The 25,517-nt window shown below is 58.1% G+C and carries 19 protein-coding genes; 18 read left to right on the forward strand and 1 reads right to left on the reverse strand.

Annotation, left to right across the window (positions count from 1 at the left end; translation table 11 throughout):
* The first annotated feature begins 40 nt into the window (after positions 1–40).
* Both dcd and asmA read left to right on the forward strand, forming a co-directional pair.
* Positions 41–622: a dCTP deaminase gene (dcd, locus tag MC269_RS06220; RefSeq protein WP_033750209.1), complete on the forward strand. Its 582-nt coding sequence runs from the start codon at positions 41–43 to the stop codon at positions 620–622.
* Positions 623–642: 20 nt separating this feature from the next.
* Positions 643–2,466 carry an outer membrane assembly protein AsmA gene (gene asmA, locus MC269_RS06225; protein ID WP_239954467.1) on the forward strand — a complete coding sequence of 608 codons (1,824 nt, stop codon included), beginning with the start codon at positions 643–645 and terminating at the stop codon, positions 2,464–2,466.
* Here the strand turns inward: asmA and MC269_RS06230 are convergent, their stop codons facing one another.
* Complete coding sequence (locus MC269_RS06230; RefSeq protein ID WP_239954468.1) at positions 2,467–4,041, reverse strand: TerC family protein; 1,575 nt, start codon at positions 4,039–4,041, stop codon at positions 2,467–2,469.
* 799 nt (positions 4,042–4,840) lie between these two features.
* Between MC269_RS06230 and wbaP the strand changes: the two genes are divergently transcribed.
* The 16 genes from wbaP to galE all read left to right on the forward strand — a co-directional run bounded on the left by wbaP (position 4,841) and on the right by galE (position 25,145).
* Positions 4,841–6,274, forward strand: coding sequence for an undecaprenyl-phosphate galactose phosphotransferase WbaP (gene wbaP, locus MC269_RS06235; protein ID WP_081140486.1), 1,434 nt, complete (start codon positions 4,841–4,843; stop codon positions 6,272–6,274).
* A 297-nt stretch (positions 6,275–6,571) separates the two neighbouring features.
* Positions 6,572–7,711, forward strand: coding sequence for a polysaccharide export protein (locus MC269_RS06240; protein WP_239954469.1), 1,140 nt, complete (start codon positions 6,572–6,574; stop codon positions 7,709–7,711).
* Between the two features lie 8 nt (positions 7,712–7,719).
* Positions 7,720–8,154: a protein tyrosine phosphatase gene (locus MC269_RS06245; RefSeq protein ID WP_081140488.1), complete on the forward strand. Its 435-nt coding sequence runs from the start codon at positions 7,720–7,722 to the stop codon at positions 8,152–8,154.
* A 12-nt stretch (positions 8,155–8,166) separates the two neighbouring features.
* Complete coding sequence (gene wzc / locus MC269_RS06250; protein WP_239954470.1) at positions 8,167–10,344, forward strand: tyrosine-protein kinase Wzc; 2,178 nt, start codon at positions 8,167–8,169, stop codon at positions 10,342–10,344.
* A 241-nt stretch (positions 10,345–10,585) separates the two neighbouring features.
* Positions 10,586–11,722, forward strand: coding sequence for an EpsG family protein (locus MC269_RS06255; RefSeq protein WP_239954471.1), 1,137 nt, complete (start codon positions 10,586–10,588; stop codon positions 11,720–11,722).
* 13 nt (positions 11,723–11,735) lie between these two features.
* Positions 11,736–12,461 (forward strand): SGNH/GDSL hydrolase family protein, encoded by a 726-nt coding sequence (locus MC269_RS06260; RefSeq protein WP_239954472.1) that lies wholly within the window; start codon positions 11,736–11,738, stop codon positions 12,459–12,461.
* 33 nt (positions 12,462–12,494) lie between these two features.
* Positions 12,495–13,697 (forward strand): acyltransferase, encoded by a 1,203-nt coding sequence (locus MC269_RS06265; RefSeq protein ID WP_239954473.1) that lies wholly within the window; start codon positions 12,495–12,497, stop codon positions 13,695–13,697.
* Positions 13,698–13,779: 82 nt separating this feature from the next.
* A complete protein-coding gene (locus tag MC269_RS06270; protein ID WP_081140493.1) occupies positions 13,780–14,697 on the forward strand; it encodes a glycosyltransferase family 2 protein in 918 nt (305 codons plus the stop codon).
* 66 nt (positions 14,698–14,763) lie between these two features.
* Complete coding sequence (locus tag MC269_RS06275) at positions 14,764–15,516, forward strand: glycosyltransferase family 2 protein (RefSeq protein ID WP_081140513.1); 753 nt, start codon at positions 14,764–14,766, stop codon at positions 15,514–15,516.
* 40 nt (positions 15,517–15,556) lie between these two features.
* Positions 15,557–16,591, forward strand: a complete 1,035-nt coding sequence (locus MC269_RS06280; protein WP_081140494.1) for a glycosyltransferase — start codon at positions 15,557–15,559, stop codon at positions 16,589–16,591.
* An 88-nt stretch (positions 16,592–16,679) separates the two neighbouring features.
* Positions 16,680–18,890, forward strand: a complete 2,211-nt coding sequence (locus MC269_RS06285) for a phage tailspike protein (protein WP_239954474.1) — start codon at positions 16,680–16,682, stop codon at positions 18,888–18,890.
* A 190-nt stretch (positions 18,891–19,080) separates the two neighbouring features.
* On the forward strand, positions 19,081–20,343 hold the full coding sequence (gene wcaK / locus MC269_RS06290) for a colanic acid biosynthesis pyruvyl transferase WcaK (protein WP_239954475.1): 1,263 nt from the start codon (positions 19,081–19,083) through the stop codon (positions 20,341–20,343).
* A gap of 4 nt (positions 20,344–20,347) precedes the next feature.
* Entirely contained in the window at positions 20,348–21,571 is a 1,224-nt protein-coding gene (locus MC269_RS06295) for a glycosyltransferase (protein ID WP_239954476.1), read from the forward strand.
* Positions 21,568–22,908, forward strand: coding sequence for an MOP flippase family protein (locus MC269_RS06300; RefSeq protein ID WP_239954477.1), 1,341 nt, complete (start codon positions 21,568–21,570; stop codon positions 22,906–22,908). The genes MC269_RS06295 and MC269_RS06300 overlap by 4 nt, the downstream gene beginning before the upstream one ends.
* Positions 22,909–23,181: 273 nt before the next feature.
* Entirely contained in the window at positions 23,182–24,078 is an 897-nt protein-coding gene (galF, locus tag MC269_RS06305) for a UTP--glucose-1-phosphate uridylyltransferase GalF (protein ID WP_081140499.1), read from the forward strand.
* Positions 24,079–24,131: 53 nt separating this feature from the next.
* On the forward strand, positions 24,132–25,145 hold the full coding sequence (gene galE, locus MC269_RS06310; RefSeq protein ID WP_239954478.1) for a UDP-glucose 4-epimerase GalE: 1,014 nt from the start codon (positions 24,132–24,134) through the stop codon (positions 25,143–25,145).
* The last annotated feature ends 372 nt before the right edge of the window (positions 25,146–25,517 follow it).

The raw sequence follows: 25,517 nt of genomic DNA on the forward strand, positions 1-25,517 counted from the left end.
TTCAGGCGGTTCGCTACACTTATATCATGGAGACAGCCGAATGAGATTATGTGACCGCGACATTGAAGCCTGGCTGGACGACGGCCGGTTAGCCATCGATCCGCGCCCGCCGGTGGAGCGCATTAACGGCGCCACTGTGGATGTGCGTCTGGGCAACCAGTTTCGTACTTTCCGCGGCCACACCGCGGCGTTTATCGATTTAAGCGGTCCGAAAGATGAGGTGAGCGCCGCGCTGGATCGCGTGATGAGCGATGAAATCGTGCTGCCGGAAGGTGAGGCCTTTTTCCTCCATCCCGGCGAACTGGCGCTGGCGGTCACTTTTGAATCGGTCACCATACCGGACGATCTGGTGGGCTGGCTCGACGGCCGCTCTTCGCTGGCGCGTCTCGGCCTGATGGTGCACGTTACCGCGCACCGCATCGATCCCGGCTGGCAGGGGCGCATCGTGCTGGAGTTCTATAATTCCGGCAAGCTGCCGCTGGCGCTGCGTCCCGGCATGCTGATCGGCGCGCTGAGCTTTGAGCCGCTCTCCGGTCCGGCGGCGCGGCCCTATAACCGTCGCGAAGACGCCAAATATCGCGGACAGCAGGGCGCTGTCGCCAGTCGTATCGACAAAGATTAAACCGCGAACATGGGGATGTAATGAAGAGAGTGATAACCACGCTGGCCATTTTACTGGTGGTCATCGTTGCCGGCATGACCGCGCTGGTGCTGCTGGTCAATCCAAACGATTTTCGATCCTATATGGTGAAACAGGTCGAACAGCGCAGTGGTTATCGGCTGGAGGTGGGCGGCGATCTGCGCTGGCACGTCTGGCCTAAGCTCAGCATCCTTGCCGGGCGCATGAGCCTCACCGCGCCCGGCGCGTCGCAGCCGCTGGTGACGGCGGAAAACATGCGTCTCGACGTCAATCTCTGGCCGCTGCTGTCGCATCAGCTCAGTGTCAGCCAGGTGATGCTCAGCAACGCCGTGGTGCGCGCCACGCCGGAAAGCGCGGCGCAGCAGCCGCACAATGCGCCGGTCGCGCCCGGTCGCAGCGAGGCGAGCGCGCCGGCCGGCGGCTGGTCGTTCGACATCAGCCAGCTGCGCGTCGCCGACAGTTTGCTGATCTGGCGCCAGCCCGGCGGCGACGAATACAACTTCCGCGATTTTAACCTCAATCTGAATCAGGACGCCCGCCATCAGGCGACGATTGCCCTTAGCACCAGCCTGACGCGCAACCAGCGCAACGCTACGCTGTCGCTCAAGGGGCAGCTTGACGCCGCGCAGTACCCGCACCGCCTGAGCGGCAAAATCGACGAACTTAACTACGCGCTGAGCGGCGCCAATATCCCGCCGCAGGGCGTGAAGGGCACGCTGAGCGCGCAGGGCAGCTGGCGCGCCGAGACGCAGCAGTTTGCGCTGACGCAGATGCAGCTCAGCGCCAACGACAGCGCGCTGTCCGGTTCGGCAAGCGGCACCCTGACGGCGCCGCAGCAGCTTGCGCTGCAGCTGCACGCCACCCAGCTTAATCTCGACAACCTGATGTCCGGCGCGCCGCAGAGCAGCGAACGCGGCGCGCAGCACGCCACGGTAGCGCGCGCGCCGGTGATTGCCGCGCCGCGCGTGCAGAACAACAGCGACTCGCCGCTTAACGACGTGAACCTGGCGCTGGATCTCAAGGCGGACAGCGCGGTGTGGCGCGGTCTGACGCTGCAATCCTTCGCGCTCGACGCCACCAACCAGCAGGGGCTGATGACGCTGCGCGTGCTGAGCGGCAAGCTGGGCGACGGCGATTTCTCCGTGCCGGGCACGGTAGATATCCGCCAGCCGGAAACGCGCGTGGCGCTGCAGCCGGTGCTGCACAACGTCGCCATACAGCCGCTGCTCGCCGCCTTTGCGCTGCCGCAAACGCTGCAGGGCAACGTCTCGCTTAATGGCGATCTCGGCGGCGAGGGGCTGACGCTGGAGGCGGCGAAACAGCAGTGGCGCGGCGAGGCGCAGCTGCGCGCCAGCGACGTGAAGCTGGCGCAGATCAATCTGCAGCAGATGGTGCGCCGCGCGGTCGAGCGCGCCAGCGACAAGGTCAGCAGCGACGAAGGCGCCGATCAGGGCATTCGCCAGCTTGAGGGCGACGTCACGCTGGACAACGGCGTGCTGCGCTTCGACAGGTTACAGGGCGAGGGCGATCGCCTGCGCCTGCAGGCCGCAGGCGCAGTGAATATGGCGCAGCAGCAGCTGGATGTCACCTTCGGCCTGACGCTCAGCGGCTGGAAAGGCGACGAGCGGCTGACGGCGCTGCTGTCGCAGCAGCCAATTCCGCTGCGCATGTACGGCAGCTGGAACAATGTGCAGTACTCGCTGCCGGTCGATCAGGTGCTGCGTCAGCAGCTGCAGAGCGAGGCGAAGTCGCGCCTCAACGAGTGGCTCGATCGCCAGCCGAAAAACAGTGATAAAGAGAACCTGCGCAAGCTGCTGCGTCCGTAGCTACACCTCGTAATCGGGATCCTGCGGCTGTTGCAGGATCTCCACCTTCTGAACCCGATGATTTTCAACCTGCAGGGTGCGCAGCAGATAGCTGCCGACCTGCAGCGTTTCGCCCTCGGCGGGAATATGCTGCAGGCTGTCCATCAGCAGACCCGCCAGCGTATGGTAGCTGCGGCGTTCATCCAGCGGCAGCCTGACGTAGAGCGCTAAATCCTCCAGCGGAATATTGCCGTTGACGATCCAGCGATTTTCGCCCTGCGCCTGCACGTCGTAGCGCGCGTCAATCTCTTCGTTCTCCAGCGGCAGGTTGCCGGCGATGGTTTCCATCAGATCGCTGAGCGTCACCACGCCCTCCACCGAGCCGAACTCATCCACCACAAAGGCGAAATGGGTGCGCGCCTGGCGAAACTGCTCCAGCGCCTGCAGCAGCGTCAGGCGCTCGTGAAACACCAGCGGCTGTCGGATCAGCGCGCGTAAATCCAGCGACTGCTGGTGCAGCGCCTGATGCAGCAGATCGATAGCGTGCACCACGCCGAGCAGCTCGTTGCTCTGATCGGTGATCAGCAGGCGCGTATGCTGATTGCGGTCAAGACGCGCCATGATTTCTGTCGGATCGTCGTCGAGATTAATGTGCTCGATGTCGTGACGCGAGGTCATGATGCTGTTGACGTGGCGCTGGGCAAAGCCAAGCACGCGGGCGATCATCACCCGCTCCTGACGGTTAAACAGCGCGTGGCGATCGCTGTCGGCAATCAGCGAGGCACTCTGCGGATCGAGTTCGGCATGGTCCGCCTCGCCGCGCAGCAGCCGCAACACCGTTTCCGCCGTGCGCTGGCGCAGCGGACGGCCGGCCGACAGCGCACGGCGGCGGTTGCGCTGCGCCAGCTGGTTAAACGCTTCAATCACTATCGAGAAGCCGATCGCCGCATAGAGATAGCCTTTGGGGATAACGAAACCGAGCCCTTCCGCCACCAGGCTAAAGCCGATCATCAGCAGAAAGCTCAGGCAGAGAATAACAATAGTGGGATGGCGGTTAACAAAGCGCGTCAGCGGCTTGCTGGCCAGCAGCATCAGCAGGATGGCAATGGTGACCGCCGTCATCATTACCGGCAGCTGATTGACCATGCCGACGGCGGTGATCACCGCGTCCAGCGAAAATATCGCATCCAGCACCACGATTTGCGCCACCACCGGCCAGAATTTAGCGCCGCGATTTTGTTGATTCTGGCCGTGATCCTGACCTTCGAGCCGGCTGTTTAGCTCGGTGGTGGCCTTGAACAGCAGAAACAGACCGCCCAGCAGCAGCAGCAGATCGCGCGCGCTGAAGGGGTGACCGCGCAGCGTGAAGAGCGGCTGCGTCAGGGTGACCAGCCAGGAAAGGGACGCCAGCAGCAGTAAACGGCACAGCAACGCCAGCAGTAAACCGATGACGCGCGCCCGATCGCGATCCTTGCCGGGCAGTTTCTCTACCAGAATAGCGATAAACACCAGATTATCGATCCCCAACACCAGCTCCAGAACGATTAGCGTCACTAACCCTGCCCAGAGCGAGGGATCCGCAAATACCTCCAACATGCCTTAGCCGCCTGAATATATCGAAGTCAGTAAAATCTGAGGATAGTGGAGTGCAGGGCAGGGCACAACTCGCCGCCGCGCCTGCGATGCAGCCCGATTAAGGTCAATAAAGAGTAGATTGTGTGCTGTTTGTTTCCGCATTCTGTCTGATTTATGTAAAGCGGGGACGAGAGCGGGCTGAATAACTGATGAATCGAGAGAGGAAATAGCGTCACCACGGCGTACTTTATTTGCGCAGCGAGTATGGAATTATTCTGATTTTCACTCAGGGTATTGCACTTTCAATTTTACCGCCTGGCGGGCCTCAATACTAATTACTGGTAGTCTTTTTCCTAAAATAGTCAGGGGAGGGCGGGGCCTACTTGTAAAGAAGCCAGTAATAACTAGTATAGCAACGTGCTGGTAAAAGTCTGCGCTTATGTTGATATTCGCCCACAGATTTGGCACCCAATGTTGTGAATTGTGATCTGATCCCGTTGGACTGCATCAGGCAGCCGGTTTGGGAATAGCAGACCGGAAAACAGGATATCAAAAGCGGTATTGGCAGCGACAGCCAAGGGCGGTAGCGTGCCTGAAACGCCTTTTACGTTGAGAAAACAATCAGTGCGTCGCCGCAGGTTAAGTCAGAGTAATCTGTTGGTATTCTTCACAATTTTCCTGTTCTCTTGATCGGGTAAATGGCGTGAACGCACCCAGGAACTCCCCTCAGTTACGCCTATGTCGACGAGAAACTGATTCGCTCAATTATTACACAGCTTAGGGCGTCACGGGTTTAAGGAAATAAAATAAAGAGTTAAATATGCGCGATACTGAAATTACCTTTAAAAGTCTTTTTACTAAATTGTTGTTGGCCGGGTCAGATTTAATTTGTTTTAACGCCGCGTTATTCATCGCTCTGGCGTTAATTAATATGATGACGGATTCACCGCTGGCAGATATTTCCGAAAAAGATCTGCATTTGAAAATTGCTACGCACATTTTCCTGTCAGTAATTTGCGTCGGCTGGTTCTGGGTAAGGCTGCGTCACTTTACTTACCGCAAACCTTTCTGGTTCGAGCTGAAAGAAGTTTTTCGTACCATTCTTATTTTTTCCATTATCGACCTGTCGATTACCGCGCTGTCGCAGTGGCAAATGTCGCGTTTTGTCTGGGTACTGACCTGGCTGCTGGCGCTGGTGTTGATTCCGCTGTCGCGCGCCGTGGTGAAGCATCTGCTTAATCATTACGGCCTGTGGAAAAAACAGACCATTATTATCGGCAGCAGCAAAAATGCCCAGGAAGCCTGGCAGGCGCTGCAGAGCGAAGAGGTGATGGGTTTCGACGTTATCGCCTTCTACGACGTCGACGGCAGCTGCCCGCAGGCGAGCATCTCCGGCGTGCCGGTGCTGCGCGAAGAGGCGGAACTCTGGAACCTGACCCACAGCGAAACACAATTTATCGTTGCGGTTGAGTTCGAGCAGAGTCAGTATCGCGATATGTGGTTGAAGAATCTGGCGATGCACAACTGCCGCTCCGTCTCCGTGATCCCGACGCTGCGCGGCGTGCCGCTCTACGGCACCGACATGGCCTACATCTTTAGCCATGAAGTGATGATCCTGCGCGTCAACAATAACCTGGCGAAGCGCACCTCGCGCTTCCTGAAACGCGCATTCGACATCGTCGGCGCGCTGTCGATTATCCTGATGCTGCTGCCTGCGCTGCTGGTGCTCGGCTTTATGGTGGGACGCGACGGCGGCCCGCCGATTTACGGACACGAACGCGTCGGCCTGAACGGCCGCAAGTTCAAATGTTTGAAGTTCCGCTCGATGGTGATCAACTCGAAAGAGGTGCTGGAAGAGGTGCTGCGCACCGATCCGGTGGCGCGCGCCGAGTGGGACAAAGATTTCAAACTGAAAAACGATCCACGCATCACCAAAGTCGGCCACTTTATCCGTAAAACCAGTCTGGATGAGCTGCCGCAGCTGTGGAACGTGGTGCGCGGCGACATGAGCCTCGTCGGTCCGCGCCCGGTGATTGAAGATGAACTTTGTCGTTATGCCGGGGATGTCGACTACTACCTGATGGCGAAGCCAGGCATGACGGGATTGTGGCAGGTCAGCGGTCGTAACGACGTTGATTACGAAACGCGCGTCTATTTCGACTCGTGGTACGTAAAAAACTGGTCGCTGTGGAACGATATCGCCATTCTGTTCAAAACGGTCGGTGTCGTACTGAAGCGCGATGGGGCGTATTGATAGCAGGCGAGTGCAGGGAGCCTGATGCACAGGCTCCCGGATGTGCGCGCCGCCGCTGGCAACGTCATTGGCGATAGCTGCCATTATCGTGGCTGAAGGAAGCCGTTAAGGGATAAAAGGGGCAAAAGAGCGCGTTTGCTTATTTCGTCCTGCTAAACGGCAGCAACAAAGAGAGTAAGGGAGTAAAGGATAATGACAGACATTTTCAGTGCTTAGGCTGGCGAGTTTATTTTTTTTCAGCGCTTACACAGCGGCGTTTTCGCCTCTATCAATCAATAACTGATAGCGAAGATCTAAATGATTACAATCAAAACGAAATTGATACCCATGCTGGTATCCGCCACATTTCTCTCAGGGTGTACGGTTGTTCCTGGCCAGCACCTTTCCACTAGCGGAAAAGATGTCGTCGAGCAGCAGGACAGCAACTATGACATCGACAAATATGTCAATGTCTTCCCGTTAACGCCGCGCCTGGTCGAGCAGATGCGTCCCAAGCCGCTGGTGGCGCAAGCTAACCCAGGGCTGCAGAACGAAATTCAAAACTATGAATACCGCATCGGCATCGGCGACGTCATTAACGTTACCGTCTGGGATCACCCGGAGCTGACCACGCCAGCCGGCCAGTACCGCAGCGCCAGCGACACCGGCAACTGGGTGCACTCCGACGGCACCATCTTCTACCCCTATATCGGCAAAGTGCGCGTCGTCGGCCGTACGGTCACCGAAGTGCGCACCGAAATTGCGCGTCGCCTCGCGCAGTATATCGAGAGCCCACAGGTTGACGTCAGCATCGCCTCCTTTAAGTCGCAGAAAACCTACGTGACCGGCGCCGTGACCACCTCTGGCCAGCAGGCGATCACCAACGTGCCGCTGACGGTGCTGGACGCCATCAACGCCGCGGGCGGCCTGGCGGCGGACGCCGACTGGCGCAACGTGGTGCTGACCCACAACGGCACCGAGCAGCGCGTCTCGCTGCAGGCGCTGATGCAGAACGGCGACCTGAGCCAGAACCATCTGCTCTATCCGGGCGATATCCTTTACGTGCCGCGCAACGACGATCTGAAGGTCTTCGTGATGGGCGAAGTGCGTCAGCAGTCAACGCTGAAAATGGACCGCAGCGGCATGACGCTGGCTGAAGCGCTGGGCAACGCGCAGGGCATGGATCAGACGGCGGCGGACGCCACCGGCGTCTTCGTTATTCGTCCGATTCGCGGCACCAACCGCACCAAGATCGCCAACATCTATCAGCTGAACACCAAAGATGCGGCGGCGATGGTGATGGGCACCGAATTCCAACTTGAGCCATACGACATCGTCTATGTCACCTCTACGCCGCTCACGCGCTGGAACCGCGTGATTTCGCAGCTGCTGCCGACCATTGCCGGCATCAACGATGCAAGCGAGGCGGCGCTGCGTTTCCGCAACTGGTCGAACTAGGTTTAGCCATGATTACGTCCGTGTTAGTGGTTTGCGTCGGCAACATCTGCCGCTCTCCTACCGGAGAGCGCTTACTGAAGCGCGCGCTGCCGGAAAAACGCATCGCCTCGGCGGGGCTCAGCGCCCTGAAGGGCTATCCGGCGGATCGCACCGCCAGCGAGGTGGCCGCGCAACATGGCCTCTCGCTGGAGGGGCATCAGGCGCAGCAGTTAACCGCCAGCATGTGCCGCGATTTCGACCTGATTCTGGTGATGGAGAAGCGCCACATCGAACAGGTCAATCGCATCGATCCAGCCGCACGCGGAAAAACCATGCTGCTTGGGCACTGGCTCAACCAACACGAAATCGCGGATCCGTATCGAAAGAGTCGTGAGGCCTTTGAAGAGGTTTACGGGTTACTGGAAAGCGCTACCCAGAAATGGGTCAACGTATTAAGCCGATAGTTGGGATTATCCATGAATATTAAAAATAAGGTCATGACCGCGCCGCGAGAGGAGTCCACCGGATTCGATCTCGGCCACCTTTTGGGACAGCTGATCGATCACCGCTGGATCATTGTCGCCGTTACCGCCTTCTTTATGCTGGTGGGAACGCTCTACACACTGTTTGCTACGCCGATTTACAGCGCCGACGCCATGGTGCAGGTGGAGCAGAAAAACAGCAGCACCGTGCTCTCCGATCTGCAAAGCATCATTCCGGCCACGCCGGAGTCCGATACCGAGATTCAGATCCTTGAATCGCGCATGGTGATCGGCAAGACCGTGAGCGATCTCGGTCTCGACACCGTTATCGAGCAGAAATACTTCCCGATCATCGGCAAAGGTCTGTCGCGCCTGATGGGCAACAAACCGGCGCAGATCGCTATTTCGCGTCTGGAAATCCCGCGCACCATCGACAAGCGTAACGTCGAGCTGGAAGTCAACAGCCCGACCACCTACACCGTCAGCAAAGATGGCGATGAACTGTTTAAGGGCCAGGTCGGCCGTCTGGAGCAGCACGGCGAGATCACCATGCTGGTGAGCGACATTCAGGCGGAAGAGGGCACCAGCTTCACCGTCACCAAGCTGAACGAGCTGCAGGCGATCAACTCGGTGCTGGCGAACCTGACCGTTGCCGACAAAGGCAAAGACACCGGCGTGCTGGGCCTGCAGTATGTGGGCGAAGATCCGGAGCACATCAGCAAGGTGCTGAACCAGATCGTCAACAACTATCTGCTGCAGAACGTCGAGCGCAAATCAGAGCAGGCGGAGAAGAGCCTGGAGTTTCTGCGCAATCAGCTGCCGCAGGTGCGCGCCAAGCTGGATGACGCTGAGAACAAGCTGAACACCTTCCGCCGTCAGAACGAATCGGTGGATATGTCGCTGGAAGCGAAGTCGGCCCTCGACTCTTCTGTCAGCGTGCAGAGCCAGCTGAACGAGCTGACCTTCCGCGAAGCCGAAGTGTCGCAGCTGTTCACCAAAGATCACCCGACCTACCGCGCGCTGCTGGAAAAACGCAAAACGCTGGAAGGCGAGCAGGCGCAGCTGAACAAGAAAATCTCCCAGATGCCGCAGACGCAGCAAGAGATCCTGCGCCTGACGCGTGACGTGCAGGCGGGTCAGGAGATCTACATGCAGCTGCTGAACCGTCAGCAGGAGCTGGGCATCAGCAAAGCCAGCACCGTAGGCGACGTGCGCATTATCGACAACGCGGAAACGGCCAACGCGCCGGTCGCGCCGAAGAAAACGCTGATCATCGCCGCCAGCCTGCTGCTGGGCCTGGTGGTCTCGGTCGGTCTGGTGCTGCTGAAAGCGCTGCTGCATCACGGCATCGAGAACCCGGAACAGCTGGAAGAGCTGGGCATGAACGTCTATGCCAGCGTGCCGCTCTCTGAATGGCAGCGTAAGAAAGACACCGAAGCGCTGGCGCGTCGCGGTCATAAAGTGAAGACCGATCCGCACGAAACGCTGCTGGCGCTGGGCAACCCGACCGACCTCTCTATCGAGGCGATCCGTAGCCTGCGCACCAGCCTGCACTTCGCGATGATGGAAGCGAAAAACAATATCCTGATGATCACCGGCGCCAGCCCAGGCATTGGTAAAACCTTTATCTGCGCCAACCTGGCGACGCTGGTGGCGAAAGCGGGTCAGCGCGTGCTGTTCATCGACGGCGATATGCGTCGTGGCTATACCCACGACCTGATCGGCGCCGAGAACAAGTCAGGCCTCTCTAACGTGCTGTCAGGCAAAACCGAGTTCAGCCCGGCACTTATCCAGCACGGTCCGTACGGCTTCGACTTCCTGCCGCGTGGCCAGGTGCCGCCGAACCCGTCTGAGCTGCTGATGCACCGCCGCATGGGCGAGCTGCTGGAGTGGGCGAGCAAGAACTACGACCTGGTGCTGATCGATACGCCGCCGATTCTGGCCGTCACCGACGCCTCGATTATCGGCAAGCTGGCCGGCACCTCGCTGATGGTGGCGCGTTTCGAAACCAACACCGCGAAAGAGATCGACGTCAGCTTCAAGCGCTTCGCGCAGAACGGCATCGAGATCAAAGGCGTGATCCTCAACGCCGTGGTGCGTAAGGCCGCTAACGCCTACGGATATGGCTACGACTATTACGACTACGAATATGGTAAGCCGACCAAAAGCTAACCTTTGACGATTAACGGGGCGGTGAAACCGCCCCTTTTTATCGCCGCTTAAAGACGACACGCAACGATGTACACAGGTGATTCTGTGTTTCGCGCCAGACGCCACGCATAACACGCATAATCGGGCGGGCGCCCATAACAGAATGGTTCAGCGACAAGGCACGCGCCTCTGCGCAGCGTTGCGCCGGCATCAGGCGCACGGGCTCTTGAGCTGACAACGTGTGGAATTAAGGGATCACACCATGGCTCCATATTGGTATATATCAGGGTTTCTGCTGCTGATTTCGATCGTGGAAATCTTGCTGAAAAAAGACGAACGCACCACCCATATCCTGACCTATTTGCTCTGCATCGCCGCCGCAACGCTGGTGGTGTTCGGCGGTATCCGCGGTCTCGGCACCGGCATGGATGACTATCAGTACCGCAGCTTCTTCGCCGACTTTATTAACCGTATTCAGGTGAACGGCTTCGCCGAAACGGTGGCCTTTTTCCGCTATGAACCGCTGATTTTCGGCCTGGCCTATCTGACCAGCCTGTTTTCGCACAACGCCGATATCTTCCTGTTTATCTTCTGCCTGCTGGCGGTCTCGGTGAACGCGGTCTTCTTTAAAAAGATGTCGCCCTATCCGATCCTCGCGCTGGCGCTCTACTCGGCACATATCTTTATCAACAAAGATATGAACCAGATCCGCTTCGGCCTCAGCTCGGCACTGTTTCTCGGCGTCATCTGGTATATCTACCTGAAGCGCTACTGGATGGCGCTGGCCTTTACGCTGCTCTCCTTTTTCAGCCACAACACCGCGGTGATGGTGGTCACTATCGTGCCGTTCCTGTTTATCCGCGACTCACGCTGGTGGCCGGTGGCGATTATCCTGCTGAGCATTCCCGCCTCGAAAGTCGGCGGTACCAGCTTTATCTCGCTGATCTCGGCGCATCTGGGATCGCTAGGGGAGAGGGCTGAAGGCTACAGCAACGAAACCTCCAACACCGGCGAGGGCAGCATCTTCTCAGTGTCGAACCTGAAGAACATCATGCTGGTGTGTATCTTCGTCTACTTCCTGCTGAGCGACTCGATTAAAAAGTATAATTATCAGCAGTATCGCCTGAACTATCTGCTGGTGCTGACCTTCGCCATCGGCGGCGGCATCCGTATCTTCTTCTATAACTATTCGTCAGGCGCGCGCCTCTCCAACTATTTGTTGCAGGTCGAGCCGATTATTCTGGCCTCGCTGGTCTATCAGGTGAAACCGATACTCAAGCCGGCCATGTTCGCGATGTTCGCTTTCTTTCTTGTCTATTACCTCTATTACAACACGATTTCCCTGAAGCAGGCCGTTGTCGGCTATGAAGTGGCTCAGCAATTCAGGTTATTCCATTAAACGGAGAGGTAACATGACTAAATCGCTTATCGCCGCCGTGATCCTGTCAGCCTCCTGCTTCGCGCAGGCGGCCGACGGTCGAGGCGCATTTATTATCGACGCCTATGGCGACTCCACCACCGCTGGCGTGATGTCGTCAGGCGGGAAAAATATCATTACGCCAGGCAACGAGATGGCTTACCTGCAGAAAATGCTGCAGAGCAAATATGGCAACGCCATCGAGGTGAAAAATCATGGCGTGCCGGGCGCGCAGGCGGCGGAGCTGCTTTATAAGAAGGGAACAGAGGATGCCAGCGGCTGGAGCGAGCGCATGGCGAACTCCAGTGCGCAGATGATCCTGCTGAACTACGCCATCAACGACGCGCGTCACTTCTATTTCAAGGACAAAAACACCCATCTGGAGAGCCCGGAAGAGTATGGCCGCATTATCACCGCGCTGGTGAAAGAGGCGAAGGCGCACCACAAGCTGGTGGTGCTGCAGGAGCCGAATCCCATCTGCGGCAAGGTCGAGCGCTGGAACGTCTGGCCCTACGTCTACCAGCTGAATGAGGTGGCGAAGGCGCAGAACGTGCCGGTGGTGAAGCAGTGGACGGCGATTAAGGCGAAGCGCGACTGGCAGAGCGCCATGTCGGCGGACTGTATTCACCCGTCCGAATCGCTTTATCAGCAGAAAGCGCAGCAGACCTTTGATGTCATCAGTGCCAACTTCGGTAAAGAGCTGTCGCACGCCGGCAGCTAAATCTTATCCGTCTCTGTGGCTTCAGGAGTTGTCATGTACGTATTAATCATGGTGGTGTCGTTCTGTCTGGCGCTGCTCTTTCTGCGCGCCACGTCGTTCCATAAAGGTATTTATAACGGCAGCGGTATTAAAAGCATCTCGGGGCTGCGCGCGCTGCTGGCAAGCATCGTCGCGTTTTCCCATCTGGTGCACTATCTCTATTCGCTCGACGGCAACTGGATCTTCGATAAGGACTATTTCGTCTGGTTCTCCGAAGGCAACTTTTTCGTCAACGCCGGCAAGTTCGGCGTGCTGCTGTTCTTTATGATCTCGGCGTTCCTGTTCTATCGCTGGCTGGACAACGACGGCATGCCGGCGAGCCAGCTCACCTGGAAGCTGCTGAAATCGCGCGTGCGCCGCATCGTGCCAATGTTCTGGTTCTCCGGGCTGGTGATCATTCTGGTCGGCCTGGTGCAGGGCGGCCTGCATATCAACGCCCACAGCCTGACTGATGCGGCGCTCTGGCTGCTGTTCGTCGGCAGCTACCATATAGGCGACTTTCTCACCGCCGACGTCAACGCCGGCGTGGAGTGGACGCTGCGTCTGGAATGGCTGCTCTATCTCTCGATCCCGTTGATTTTCGTGGTGAACCGCGCGACCCAGGGCAAATACAAAACCCTGCTGATCCTCGGCTCAATCGGCGCCATCTTCTGCGTCGCCGTCGCGCTGCGCCTGTGGGGCAAAACCTATACCGACCCGCGTCCGGTGCTCGGCTTCGCGATGGGCTACTTTGCCTATACCTGGCGCGATCGGCTGGCCTGCTTCAAACAGTCGCGTATGGCGGGCGTGCTCTGCATCCTGCTGGCGATTTTCGCGCTTGGCTTTACCAGCAACGCCTTCTGGTACCTGGTGTTCCTCTGCTGCCTGACGGCGATCTTCTTCGTGGTGAGCAGCGGCAACAACCTGCTGGGCATGCTGGAGAACAAAACCCTGATGTCGATCGGCGAGGTGAGCTACAGCCTCTATCTGATCCACGGCGTGGTGCTCTACTTTATCAAGCAGATCCCACTGAGCGCGGTGCCGCACAATATGGTGGTCTACACCCTGATCTCCACGCTGTTTTTTATTCTTTCGTTCTATGTGGCGAAGATGACCTATCTCTATGTTGAAAAGCCTTTTATCGGCAGCAGCAACAAGAAAAAGGTGGCGGCAGAGGTGTCGCCAGCCAGTCAGGACCGCTCAGGTAACCCTTACTGATTGACGGGAGTGCGCCCGACGCCGCCGCGCGGGGCGCACCCCTTTTTTCTCGATTTCAGCCCTGTTTTTAAGAGGTACTGGCATGAAGGACATTCGTTTCTCCATTGTAATACCCGCGTACAACGCCTCGCAGTCGATCGTGGCAACGCTGGATTGCGTGAAGGCGCAGAGCTATCGCAATTTCGAAGTGATTATCGTTGACGACAAATCCGCCGATGCGGCGGCGCTGGCGGAGGTGGTTAACGGCGAACGCTATCAGGATCTGGGCATTAACCTGGTGCTCTCCGAGGTGAAACTGAACGGCGCAGGCGCGCGCAACAAGGGGATTGAGCTGGCGACCGGCGACTATATCAGCTTTCTCGACGCTGACGACGAGTGGCACGCTGACAAGCTGCTGGAGACCAGCCGCAAAATTCAGGAGCTGGAAGCGCAGGGCAAAAGCAAATTCATTATCTACAGCCAGGTCAACATCTATCAGGACGGCAGCTTTCTGAAGGTGATGCCGATGCAGACGCCAGGCAAAAACGAGACCGTGGCGGAGTACCTGTTCGGCTGTTACGGCTTTATGCAGACCAGCACGCTGGTGCTGAAGCGCGAAGATGCCGCGCGCATCCAGTTCGACACGCGCTATATCCGCCACCAGGATTACGACTTCTGCATTCGTGCCGATCGTCTCGGCTATGAATTCGTGATGATCCCGCGTCCGCTGGCGACCTACCATCTGGTGACGAAATTTGGATCCAAGCATAAAGGCGAATCGGTGAAATATTCGCTTTTCTGGCTGGATGCCATGAAGCCGCATCTGACCGCGCGCGACGTCCACACCTACAAGGCTTTTAAACTGCCGCTGCGTTACAAAATGGACGGCAAGTCGCTGATGGCGAGCCTGAGCTTCGCCCGCTACTTCTTTCTCACCAATAAAGACAATCAGTCCTACTTTCTCAACCGCGTCAAAGACAAGCTTCGGGCGCGGCTGGGCGGTGAAAAAGCGGTTTCCTGATCTTCTTCTCTGCTCCCCGGCGCGGGGAGCGCTTTCCCGGAATAACTCTTTTATTCAGGTATGAATATGACGAACCAAGTTGGCACCGTTGGCATTGTGATGCCGATGTATAACGCACGTCAGACGGTTTTGCGCGCCGTGCAATCGGTGATGAATCAGACCTGGCCGGACTGGCACCTTTACCTGATCAACGACAAATCCACCGACGATTCGCTGGCCCTGGTGCGCGAGCACTGCCAGGATCCGCGCATCACCATCCTCGACAACGAAGTGAACCTCGGCGCGGCAGAAACCCGTAACGTCGGGCTGCGCGCGGCGAAAGAGGAGATCATCGCCTTTCTCGACAGCGATGACGAATGGCACGTCGACAAACTGGCGCAGCAGGCCGCCGCTATCGCCGCGGGCGATGACTTTGTGATCACCGAATATCACTACAAAACCAAAAACGCCGATCACGATATCACCTACAGCAAGCCTTACCTTCAGCAGGAAAACTTCGTGAAGAAGCAGTATCGCGTCTGCTTCTCCTCAGTCTGCTTCCGTCGTCCGCCGCAGGGCATTTTCTTCCAGCGTAAAGGGCACGAAGACTTCCTGTTCCTCTATGAACTCTTCACCCGCTACAAACAGGCGCGCGTGATTCAGAGCATTCTCGTCAACTATTACGAATTAGGCGATTCCCTTTCGCGCAACAAGAACAAAGCGGCGAAGTGGCACCTGGAATTATTAAGAATTATCTATAAAAACAATCCTTTAAAAATCTATTACTATTACGGCTGGTATATGGTGAACGGCGTGCTGTTTACCCTTAAGCATCGATAACCGGATTGTCTTTTTACTCTTTTGAGGTGGGTAGCGTTAAATGAAAAAAATCGTCCTGGTGATCAAAGATGCCTATTCGTACGCCGGCACTGAGAACATCTGCAACTTTATGTCCGAGTGTCTGGGCGAAACGCACGACGTCACCATCTATTCGCTGGAAGGCAGCGGTAAAACCTTCTACCCCTTTGAGCAGGTGAAAGAGATCGTCAGCTTCGAGGGACACAGCAACCCGATTAAAAGCATCGTGAAGCGCATTCACGATGAAGCCTTCGACAGCGTGTTCCTGATCAGCATGGGGCGCCTGAGCGTGATGTTCGCCTTCTGGAGCCTGCTCTCCGGCAAGAAGAAACGCTTCAAGGCCTACGCCTGCGAACATATCGCCATCAACTCCTTCAGCAAGCCGATCAAACTCCTCAAGTACCTGCTGCTGCGCTACTACGATCAGGTCATCGTCCTGACCGACAAAGACCATCAGGTCTTCTCCCGCTGGCGCATCCCCAGTAAGCAAATCCCCAACCCGGTGGTCTACAAAGCCTTCGAGCGTAAGACGCGCAGCCGTCAGGCGCTGGCGGTCGGCCGTCTTGATCACCAGAAAGGGTTCGATCTGCTGCTGGATATCTGGCGCGACTTCGTGCAGACCCATCCTGAGTGGACGCTGGCGATCGCCGGCGACGGCGAGCTGCGCCAGCAGCTGGAGGATCAGGCGGCGGCGCTCGGCATTACCGGCAGCGTCAACTTTGTCGGCCGCGTCAGCAATATCAACGACTACTATCGCGACAGCGATATGGCGCTGATGACCTCGCGCTATGAAGGACTGCCGCTGGTGCTGCTGGAGGCCAAATCCTGGTCGCTGCCGGTAGTAGCCTATGACTGCCCGACTGGTCCGCAGGAGATTATCAACCAGGGCGAAGATGGCTTCCTGGTGCCGATGAACGACAAGACGACCTTCCTGGCGCGCATGGATCAGCTCGCCAGCGACGACGCGCTGTTCTACGCCATGAGTCAAAACACCAAAACCACCGCGCTGAAATTCGACGGCAAGCAGATTAAGCAGAGCTGGCTGGCGCTGGTTTAACGGCGGCAGGGAAGGGCCACATTGCAACGAGCCTCAGGGAACACGTTATGGCCCATTGCGCGGCCCCATCGACTACGGGATTAGATGCATGAAAAGAAGAGAAGTCTTGCAGACCGCAGCCTCCTCCATTGTTGCCGCACTCTCCGTCAGTGCGTTCTCCAGCCACGCCGCCAAAAGCAGCGGCGTTGCCCTGAAAGCCATCGAGCCATCGGCGCTGCCGAAAGGCGACGTGCCGATTCTGACGCCGGAAAACCTCTACGCCATGCCGCCGCAGTTCTGGCAGAACTTTGAAGGGGAGCTGTGGATCGGTAAAGCGGGCAGCGACGCCAGCCAGCCGGGAAATCAGATCCCGCTGTTTCTGCGCGACGCAGGCGGCAAACTGTCGCAGATCACCCAGCCTGTTGCGCTCAATAAAGGCAGTTTCGCGCGCTTTATGCATGACAACGCGGCGCTGATCGCCGATCCGGCGCACTCCATGACGGTGAAAGAGCGTGACGGCACCACGCTGTTCTCTATTCCCGACGTCAGCCGACCGGGCCAGGCGGCGTTCAGCCAGCGTCTGGCGCAGCCGGGCGGCTATCAGCTGATTGGCGAAATCGCCTCGGTAGAAGAGCTGCGTAAAACCCGCCCGTTGTTTGAAGGGGCGAAGATCAAGCTGAAAAGCTGGCATGAAGGGCTGGAAGTGGGCGGCGGCGAGTTTATCGGCAGCTTCCAGCAGGCAGCCGATGACGGCGGCGTTAACTTCGCCGGCGAAGGTTTCCACTGGCGTCGCGTGGTGGACGATTTCAACCGCCTGTCGCTGTTTGACTTCGGCGCCATCGCCGACGGTAAAACCGACGCCGCGCCCGCTATCAAGGCGATGTATCAGTGGTCGGAACAGGCGGAGCAGCCCATCTGCGTGCAGTTTCCCGCCGGCACTTTTTTTGTCTCCGCCTGCGACTTCGGCGATAAAGGGCGGCGCTTTTTCCGCATCTCCGGCGCCATGGTCAACTTTGGTTACTTCCCGGCCACCACGCTGGTCTCTGACGGTCAGTCGGACTTTATTTTCGACGTCAACGCGCGCTGGGTGGAGATCTCCAACCTGATCTTCAACGGCAACAGCGACAAACACCCCAACCAGCAGGGCCTGTTCCGCAACACCTGCCAGGGCGGCCAGTTCTTCCGCGGCGCCTGCCTGCGTTTTAACGCTGTTGGCGGCACCGCGCTCAGCCTGCTCGATACCCTGGATTGCAAAATCGACCAGTGGTACGCCTCACGCTGTACTGGCGACGTGATCAAAGCGGGCTGGTCGGGCCGTAAAGCGGGCGCCTGGGATCACAGCACCGCGATTGAACTCTCTAACTTCAACGCCCAGAACTGTCGCGGCGGCATGGTGCTGAACCTGCCGCGCTGCAGCCAGTCGCTGATCCACAACGGCTGGATCGAGCACTGCGACCATCCTGGCGATATCTCCAACGGCCAGTGGATCGTCGACGCGCTGAGCCTGGAAGATTGCAAAAACCCGCTGATTGCCCACAACTCGCGCCTCAATATGCGCCAGACCAACCTGCAGTCCGGCAGCTGGATCGATAACTCTGAACAGGGCGAGCGCTGGCTCAACGTCTGGGAGATGGGATCGACGCGCGTAGAGTCGTACGGTGTCGCCATCGACGGCAGCCTGAAATATAACTACATCACCTCGCGCTGGCGGCTGGAGAATAACAGCGACCAGCAGACGTGGTTCGAGCTGGGTACCCTCTATTCCCCAACCGTCGGCGACGCCTGGGAGATTGAAATCTTCGGTCAGTCGGAGTTTAGCAACGGCAGCACCAGCCAGCCGCTGATGAACCCGATCGCCAATCGCGCCACCGGCGGCCGCGCGGTGATCCAGCTGCAGCGCAAGAAGAGCAAAGCAGAAGCGAGCTGGTCGGCAGAAGGCAGCAGCCCGGTGGTCGAGGTGCGCTACGTCGCCGCTAACGACAGCGAAGTGCGCATCTTCGTCAAGCTGGCGGGCTGGACACCGTCGGCGGTGGTGCTGATGAAAACCACCAGCAAAGATCGCTTCGCCACCGGCCGCTGCGCGCGCGTCGACGCGCGCATGGAGAAAAGCGCGCCGCCGTCCGGCAACGTGGCCGCGCCGCAGCGCTTTAGCCTGCACAACGGCAAAGCGGGCATCGGCGGCAACGAGCAGGGCGATCTGCTGCTGGCATCGCGCGCACTCAGCGCCGAACAGGTGGACACCAGCAAACCGAAAGGCTTTATCTCAATGGTGATCAACGGCGAGCAGTGCGCCGTGCCCTATTTCGCCCTTAAAGGGTAGTTTTAGTTATCGCGCCCAGGGAAGGGCGCGAGCAGTATCCTCGGGAGCACTTTTTTGATGGTCTTTTTTGGCATTTTTTAACGACAGAGTTCACTTTGCCCGTTCAGGATATGGCGGCTTGTTTACCCGGCGCATCGCATCTGCACCCGGTCGGGTAGAAAATTAGAAGAAATTTTTCGGAGTTTTTTTGATGAAAATTTTACTGGTGGGTAACCATACGTGTGGGAATCGCGGGGATGGCGCGATTCTCCGTGGGTTGATCGACTCAATCCACGCTGCCCGCGATGATGTAGAGATTGAGGTGATCAGCCGTTATCCCACAAGCTCTGGGTATCTGCTCCAGCAGGAGATCAAACAGGATTCGCTGTTTCTGCATAACAGCAAATCGGCAAAGGGCCTGGCCGGCACCATCAAGCGCAAGGTGGCCAACCGCCTGATGCCGAACATTATGATGGCGCATCTCGGCAAAGGCGGCCCGTTTAAATCGTTTGCCGTGCCGGCGCATCTTGCCGCTTTCGCCGACAGCCTGAAACAGTACGACGCCATTATTCAGGTTGGCGGCTCGTTCTTTGTCGATCTCTACGGCGTCACGCAGTTCGACCATGCGCTGTGCGCCCTGATGGCGAAGAAGCCCATCTGGCTGATTGGCCACTCGGTGGGTCCGTTTCAGAACCCGCGCGTCAACGCGCTGGCGAATTTCGTCTTTGACCGCGTCGACCGCCTGGTGCTGCGCGAGTCGGTCAGCCTGGAGTTAATGAAAAAAGATGGCGTAACGACGCGCAAGGTGGCGCCAGGGGTGGACACCGCCTTTCTGGTGCGCGCGCGCAGCGTCGAGCAGCCGAGCCACAATCTGCTGCACTGGCAGGCGATCATCAGCCGCCGCAAAACCATCGCCATTACCGTGCGCGAGCTGGCGCCGTTCGACAAACGGCTCGGCGTCACGCAGAAAGAGTATGAAGCCGCCTTTGGCCGCGTGATCAACGCGATGATTGCCGAAGGCTATCAGGTGGTGGCGTTTTCAACCTGCACCGGCATCGACAGCTACGCCAAAGATGACCGCATGGTGGCGCTGACGCTGCGCGACAGCGTCGATCACCCTGAGCATTATCAGGTCATCATGGATGAGTTTAACGATCTGGAACTGGGTATTTTGCTGAGCCACTGCCATCTCACCATCGGCACGCGACTGCACTCCGCCATTATCTCCATGAACTTCGGCACGCCGGCCGTGGCGATTAACTACGAACATAAATCGCTGGGCGTGATGAATCAGCTCGGGCTGCCGCAGATGGCGACCGATGTGAAGAGCCTGATGGACGGCTCGCTGATCGGCAAAGTAAAAAAGGTGCTGGCGGACTATGACGCCATCAAACAGCAGGTCGACACGGCGGTTGCGCATGAGCGTGAAGTCGGAAACCGGATCACTGAAGAGATCCTCAACGTATTGGGGTAATGCTATGAAACTGACTTTTTTCACCATGCGTTTCCCGGTCGCCTCTGAGACCTTCGTGCTGAACCAGGTGACCCATTTTATCGACGCCGGCTACGACGTTGAAATCATCTCTGTTTTTCCCGGTGATCTGGTGAACCGCCACGCGGCGTTCGACGAGTATCATCTGGCGGCGCGCACCCACTATCTGCTGCCGGAAGAGAAGGTGTCGAATATCGACAAGCTCAACCAGCGGCTGAAGCTGGTGCTGCCGAAGGTGGCGAAACCGGCGCTGATCCGCTCGCTGAACGTGCGCCGCTACGGCGCGCAGTCCAGCAAACTGCTGCTGCCCTCGATCGTGGCGAACACCAGCCAGCCCTATACCGCCGACGTGTTCCTTGTGCACTTCGGCTATGCGGGCGCGCTGGCCAACAAGCTGCGCGAACTGGGCGTGCTGGTGGGCAAACAGGCGACGGTGTTTCACGGCGCCGATATTTCGCGCCGTCATATTCTGGAAGAGCACAAGCAGGACTACGTCAATCTGTTCGAGCAGAGCGAGCTGCTGCTGCCGATCAGCCATCTCTGGGAGCGCAAGCTAATCGAGATGGGCTGTCCGCCGGAGAAGATCCACGTGACGCGCATGGGCATCGAGCCGGAGAAGTTTAACTTCCAGCCGCGTCAGGCGTTTCATTCGCCGCTGCGCATCGTCTCCGTGGCGCGCCTCACCGAGAAGAAGGGACTCGACGTGGCGGTGAAGGCCAGCGAGATCCTCAAGCAGCGCGGCGGCCAGTTTGAGTTCACCATTATCGGCAACGGCGATCAGGATGAGATGATGCGTCAGCATATCGCCAACGCCGGGCTGGAAGAGTGCGTCAGCATGCCGGGCTTTAAGCCACAGGAGGAGATCCGCGCGGCGCTCAGCGAGGCGGATATCTTCCTGCTGCCCTCCAAAACCGCCGCCGACGGCGATATGGAAGGGATCCCGGTGGCGCTGATGGAGGCGATGGCGGTGGGCCTGCCGGTGGTCTCTACCTTCCACAGCGGCATTCCCGAGCTGATTGAGAACAACGTCTCAGGCTGGCTGGTGCCGGAGGATGACGCCGAGGCGCTGGCCGACACGTTGCTGAAGCTGTCGCAGGGCGATGTCGACGTCGCGCCGGTGGTGGCGGCGGCGCGCCATAAGGTGGAAACGGAGTTTAACCAGCATATCGCCTACGGGGAGCTGGCGCAGTTACTGGAGCGGCTGGCGTGAGTGGTTTGAAAAAACAGGCGGTCTGGCTGTTCGGCAGCACCTGTTTTGCCGCGCTGCTGCAGGTATTGCAGCTCAGCGTGCTGGCGCGCAGGCTGGAAGCGCACGAGCTGGGGCTGCTGGCGATCATCAACGCCATTCTGGCGGTCGCCACCGTGCTGCAGGATATGGGGATGAGCAGCTATATCGTGCATCGCCAGCAGATCACCCGGCGCGAGCAGAGCACCATCTACTGGGTTAACGTGTCGCTCAGCCTGATGACCGGCCTGATCCTGCTGGGCGTCGCTTATCCGATCGCCTGGTTCTACCATCTGCCGGAGCTGGTGGGGCTGATTATGCTCACCAGCCTCAATTTCCTTGTGCTGGGCCATCTGTCGCAGTATCAGGCGCACTTTATCAAAACCAAACGCATGGTGCTGCTCGCAAAGATCGAGATGGCGACCAAGCTGTTTGCGTTTGCCTGCACGCTACTGATGCTCTACTTCACCTCGCTGACCGTGGCGGCGGCGATCCTCGGCCTGTTTATCAACGCCTTTACCCGCATTCTCTGCATGATCGCCTTCGGCGAGAAGGCATGGCGGCCCACCTGGGCGTTTGATAAAGCCACCTTTGTCGGCGCGGTGCGCTACGGCGCCTATCAGCTTGGCTCGCAGACCATCAATCAGCTGCGCACCCAGGCGGATGCACTGATTGTCGGCAAGGTGATGGGCGCGGAGATGCTCGGCATCTACTCGCTGGCGAAAGAGCTGATCCTTCAGCCGCTCAAGCTGGTGTCGCCGGTGATTAACCGCCTGGCGCTGCCGCGCTTCGCCGAGAAGCAGCAGGATCCCGAGCAGCTGAAACGGCTGTTCCTCAAGGGCACCTTCGTCATTATGCTGTTCAGCAGCGCAATGTACCTCGCCATCGGCATTCTGTCGCCGGTGATCGTACGCGTGCTTTACGGCGCCTCCCATGAGCAGGTTTACCATCTGATCCCGCTGATGCTGCTGTTCGGCATGCTGCGTCCGATGGGCGGGCTGACCGGCGCCATTTCCCAGGCGAACGGACGTACCAACGTCGAGTTTTACTGGAATATCGTGGCGAGCCTGGTGGTGCTGGCGGTGCTGGCAACCACCTTTATCTGGCCCAACGTGCTCTACGTGGCGCTGACGCTCTCTATCTCGCAGGTGCTGATCTCCGCCTTCGCCCATCCGTTCTTTATCAAACCGGTTATCGGCATCCGCTTTATGCCCTATGCGCGGCAGTGGGTCTCGGTCTCGGCGCTGTTCATCGTGGTGATTGCGCTGGTGAACCATTTCAACCTGTTTGTGATGCCGGAGTGGTTTGCCGGCTGGCTCTGATCCACACCTCTTCTCGGGCGGCCACTGTGCCGCCCGAGTCTTTTTTAGCCTGGCATTAACCCCTGTCGGCAACGGCTGTGGCAGGCGGTTTTTCCGGGCGGGTTAGCGCTTGTCTTTACTCGCTTTATGGCGCGGCTGAACAGTGGGAAAAAGATGAATTTCTAAGGGATGACAGGCATTTAGTGTCGGATTTTCGGATAAAGATTATACTTGCAGTTCTGGCCGATCCTGCATAATCGACCGCACGTATTCACTTCATGAAATGGAAAAAATATGACCAAGCTTAAAGCAGTAATCCCGGTTGCGGGTCTCGGTATGCATATGCTCCCGGCGACGAAAGCAATTCCAAAAGAGATGCTGCCTGTCGTTGATAAGCCGATGATTCAATACATCATTGATGAGTGCGTTGCAGCGGGCATCAAAGAGATCGTGCTGGTCACCCATGCTTCCAAAAATGCGGTGGAAAACCACTTCGACACCACCTACGAGCTGGAAGCACTGCTGGAAGCGCGCGTCAAGCGTCAGCTGCTGAGCGAAGTGCAGTCAATTTGCCCGCCGGGCGTGACCATCATGAACGTGCGCCAGGCGCAGCCGCTGGGCCTCGGCCACTCTATTCTCTGCGCGCGCCCGATGATTGGCGACAACCCGTTTGTGGTGGTGCTGCCGGACGTTCTGCTGGATGATTCCACCGCCGACCACCTGCGCTACAACCTTGCCGCTATGGTGGCGCGTTTTGAAGAGACCGGCCACAGCCAGGTGCTGGCGCAGCATATGCCGACCGCCGATCTCTCTGAATACTCTGTGATCACCACCGAGCAGCCGCTGGACAACCCAGGCGACGTCAGCACGATCACCGACTTCGTCGAGAAACCGGAAGAGCCAGCGCCGCTGAACTCCGATCTGGCTGCCGTGGGCCGCTATGTGCTTTCCGCCGACATCTGGGGCGAGCTGGAGCGCACCGAGCCAGGCGCGTGGGGCCGTATTCAGCTGACTGATGCTATCGCCAGCCTGAGCCAGAAGAAGCCGGTAGACGCCGCGCTGCTGACCGGTCGCAGCTTTGACTGTGGTCGCAAGCTCGGCTACATGCAGGCATTCGTCTCTTACGGCCTGCGTAGCAACGCCATGGGGCAGGAATTCCGCGCCGCCATTGAGAAAATTCTGGCAAAATAACCTTTTCTCACGTTTTGCCGCGCACCGACGCGGCAGCTTAGACAGGAGCACACATGGCTATTTTGGTAACGGGCGGGGCGGGATACATCGGCTCGCATACGGTGCTGGCGTTATTGCAGCGCGGCGACGACGTTGTAGTACTGGATAACCTGTGCAACGCCTCGCGCGAGGCGATTAACCGCGTCGAGAAGCTGGCCGGTAAAAAAGCGACCTTCGTTGAAGGCGATATCCGCGACCGCGCCTGCCTGCGCGATCTGTTCGCCAGCCACGCTATCTCCGCGGTGATCCACTTCGCTGCGCTGAAGGCGGTGGGGGAATCGACCCGCATGCCGCTGGAGTATTACGAGAACAACGTCGCCGGCACCGTGGTGCTGCTGGAAGAGATGCGCGCCGCGGGCGTGTTCGATTTTATCTTCAGCTCCTCCGCCACCGTTTACGGCGCCGACGCTCCGGTTCCCTATGTGGAAACCACGCCGATCGGCGGTACCACCAGTCCTTACGGCACCTCCAAACTGATGATCGAGCTGGTGATGCGCGACTTCGCTTTCGCCGAACCGAAATTCAAAGCTATCGCGCTGCGCTACTTCAACCCGGTGGGCGCGCACGAGTCAGGCGAAATCGGCGAAGACCCGAGCGGCATTCCCAACAACCTGCTGCCCTATATCGCGCAGGTAGCGATTGGTCGTCTGCCGCAGCTCGGCGTGTTCGGCGGCGACTATCCGACGCCAGACGGCACCTGTCAGCGCGACTACATCCACGTCGTCGATTTGGCGGAAGGGCATTTGAAGGCGCTCGATCATTTATCGAAGGTTGAAGGTTATAAGGCCTACAACCTCGGCGCGGGCAAGGGTTATTCGGTGCTGGAGATGATTAAGGCATTTGAAGCCGCCTCCGGCAAAGAAATCCCTTACGAGATCAAACCGCGCCGTGACGGCGACCTGGCGGCCTTCTGGGCTGACGCCAGCCTGGCGGACAAAGAGCTGGACTGGCGCGTGTCGCGCGGGATCGAAGAGATGATGCGCGATACCTGGAACTGGCAGAGCAAGAACCCGAACGGGTTTCGCTAAGTTTGCAGCAAATCGCTAACCCGGCCCAGGCCGGGTTTTTTATTGTCTTAATTTCGCTCAGCTTATTGAACAGGAGGCTTTTGGTTACTGGCTGTTCAATTAAACCCATTGTAAAGCCGCTGTCACTTACAGAATTTTCCTGGCGTCTATACTCTCCACGGTTGTTTACTAACCCGCCGTTGCAAACCTTTGTGTGCCACATCAAAGCAGAAGAGTGAATGCGCTACTATGCTGTTTTGCCGGGTTAACCTGGCTTCCGTAGCTGTGAAGCTCAGTTAAGCAACCATAAAGCTTAGGGCGTAAACAATAAAGCAATAAGCATGTTAATTCGGCCGCACAAATTGTAGTATTTGCGTTGGTCTTTAACTGTTG

Origin of the sequence: Pantoea sp. Z09 (assembly GCF_022394795.1) — a bacterium.
Taxonomy (GTDB): Bacteria; Pseudomonadota; Gammaproteobacteria; order Enterobacterales; family Enterobacteriaceae; genus Pantoea; species Pantoea latae.

Coding starts and splice junctions, on each gene's coding strand:
- MC269_RS06275 (WP_081140513.1), top strand. CDS start 14,764: ATGACGAACCAAGTTGGCACCGTTGGCATTGTGATGCCGATGTATAAC.
- MC269_RS06270 (WP_081140493.1), top strand. CDS start 13,780: ATGAAGGACATTCGTTTCTCCATTGTAATACCCGCGTACAACGCCTCG.
- MC269_RS06230 (WP_239954468.1), bottom strand. CDS start 4,041: ATGTTGGAGGTATTTGCGGATCCCTCGCTCTGGGCAGGGTTAGTGACG.
- MC269_RS06260 (WP_239954472.1), top strand. CDS start 11,736: ATGACTAAATCGCTTATCGCCGCCGTGATCCTGTCAGCCTCCTGCTTC.
- MC269_RS06280 (WP_081140494.1), top strand. CDS start 15,557: ATGAAAAAAATCGTCCTGGTGATCAAAGATGCCTATTCGTACGCCGGC.
- dcd (WP_033750209.1), top strand. CDS start 41: ATGAGATTATGTGACCGCGACATTGAAGCCTGGCTGGACGACGGCCGG.
- asmA (WP_239954467.1), top strand. CDS start 643: ATGAAGAGAGTGATAACCACGCTGGCCATTTTACTGGTGGTCATCGTT.
- MC269_RS06245 (WP_081140488.1), top strand. CDS start 7,720: ATGATTACGTCCGTGTTAGTGGTTTGCGTCGGCAACATCTGCCGCTCT.
- wbaP (WP_081140486.1), top strand. CDS start 4,841: ATGCGCGATACTGAAATTACCTTTAAAAGTCTTTTTACTAAATTGTTG.
- wzc (WP_239954470.1), top strand. CDS start 8,167: ATGAATATTAAAAATAAGGTCATGACCGCGCCGCGAGAGGAGTCCACC.
- MC269_RS06285 (WP_239954474.1), top strand. CDS start 16,680: ATGAAAAGAAGAGAAGTCTTGCAGACCGCAGCCTCCTCCATTGTTGCC.
- MC269_RS06265 (WP_239954473.1), top strand. CDS start 12,495: ATGTACGTATTAATCATGGTGGTGTCGTTCTGTCTGGCGCTGCTCTTT.
- MC269_RS06255 (WP_239954471.1), top strand. CDS start 10,586: ATGGCTCCATATTGGTATATATCAGGGTTTCTGCTGCTGATTTCGATC.
- MC269_RS06295 (WP_239954476.1), top strand. CDS start 20,348: ATGAAACTGACTTTTTTCACCATGCGTTTCCCGGTCGCCTCTGAGACC.
- galF (WP_081140499.1), top strand. CDS start 23,182: ATGACCAAGCTTAAAGCAGTAATCCCGGTTGCGGGTCTCGGTATGCAT.
- MC269_RS06240 (WP_239954469.1), top strand. CDS start 6,572: ATGATTACAATCAAAACGAAATTGATACCCATGCTGGTATCCGCCACA.
- galE (WP_239954478.1), top strand. CDS start 24,132: ATGGCTATTTTGGTAACGGGCGGGGCGGGATACATCGGCTCGCATACG.
- wcaK (WP_239954475.1), top strand. CDS start 19,081: ATGAAAATTTTACTGGTGGGTAACCATACGTGTGGGAATCGCGGGGAT.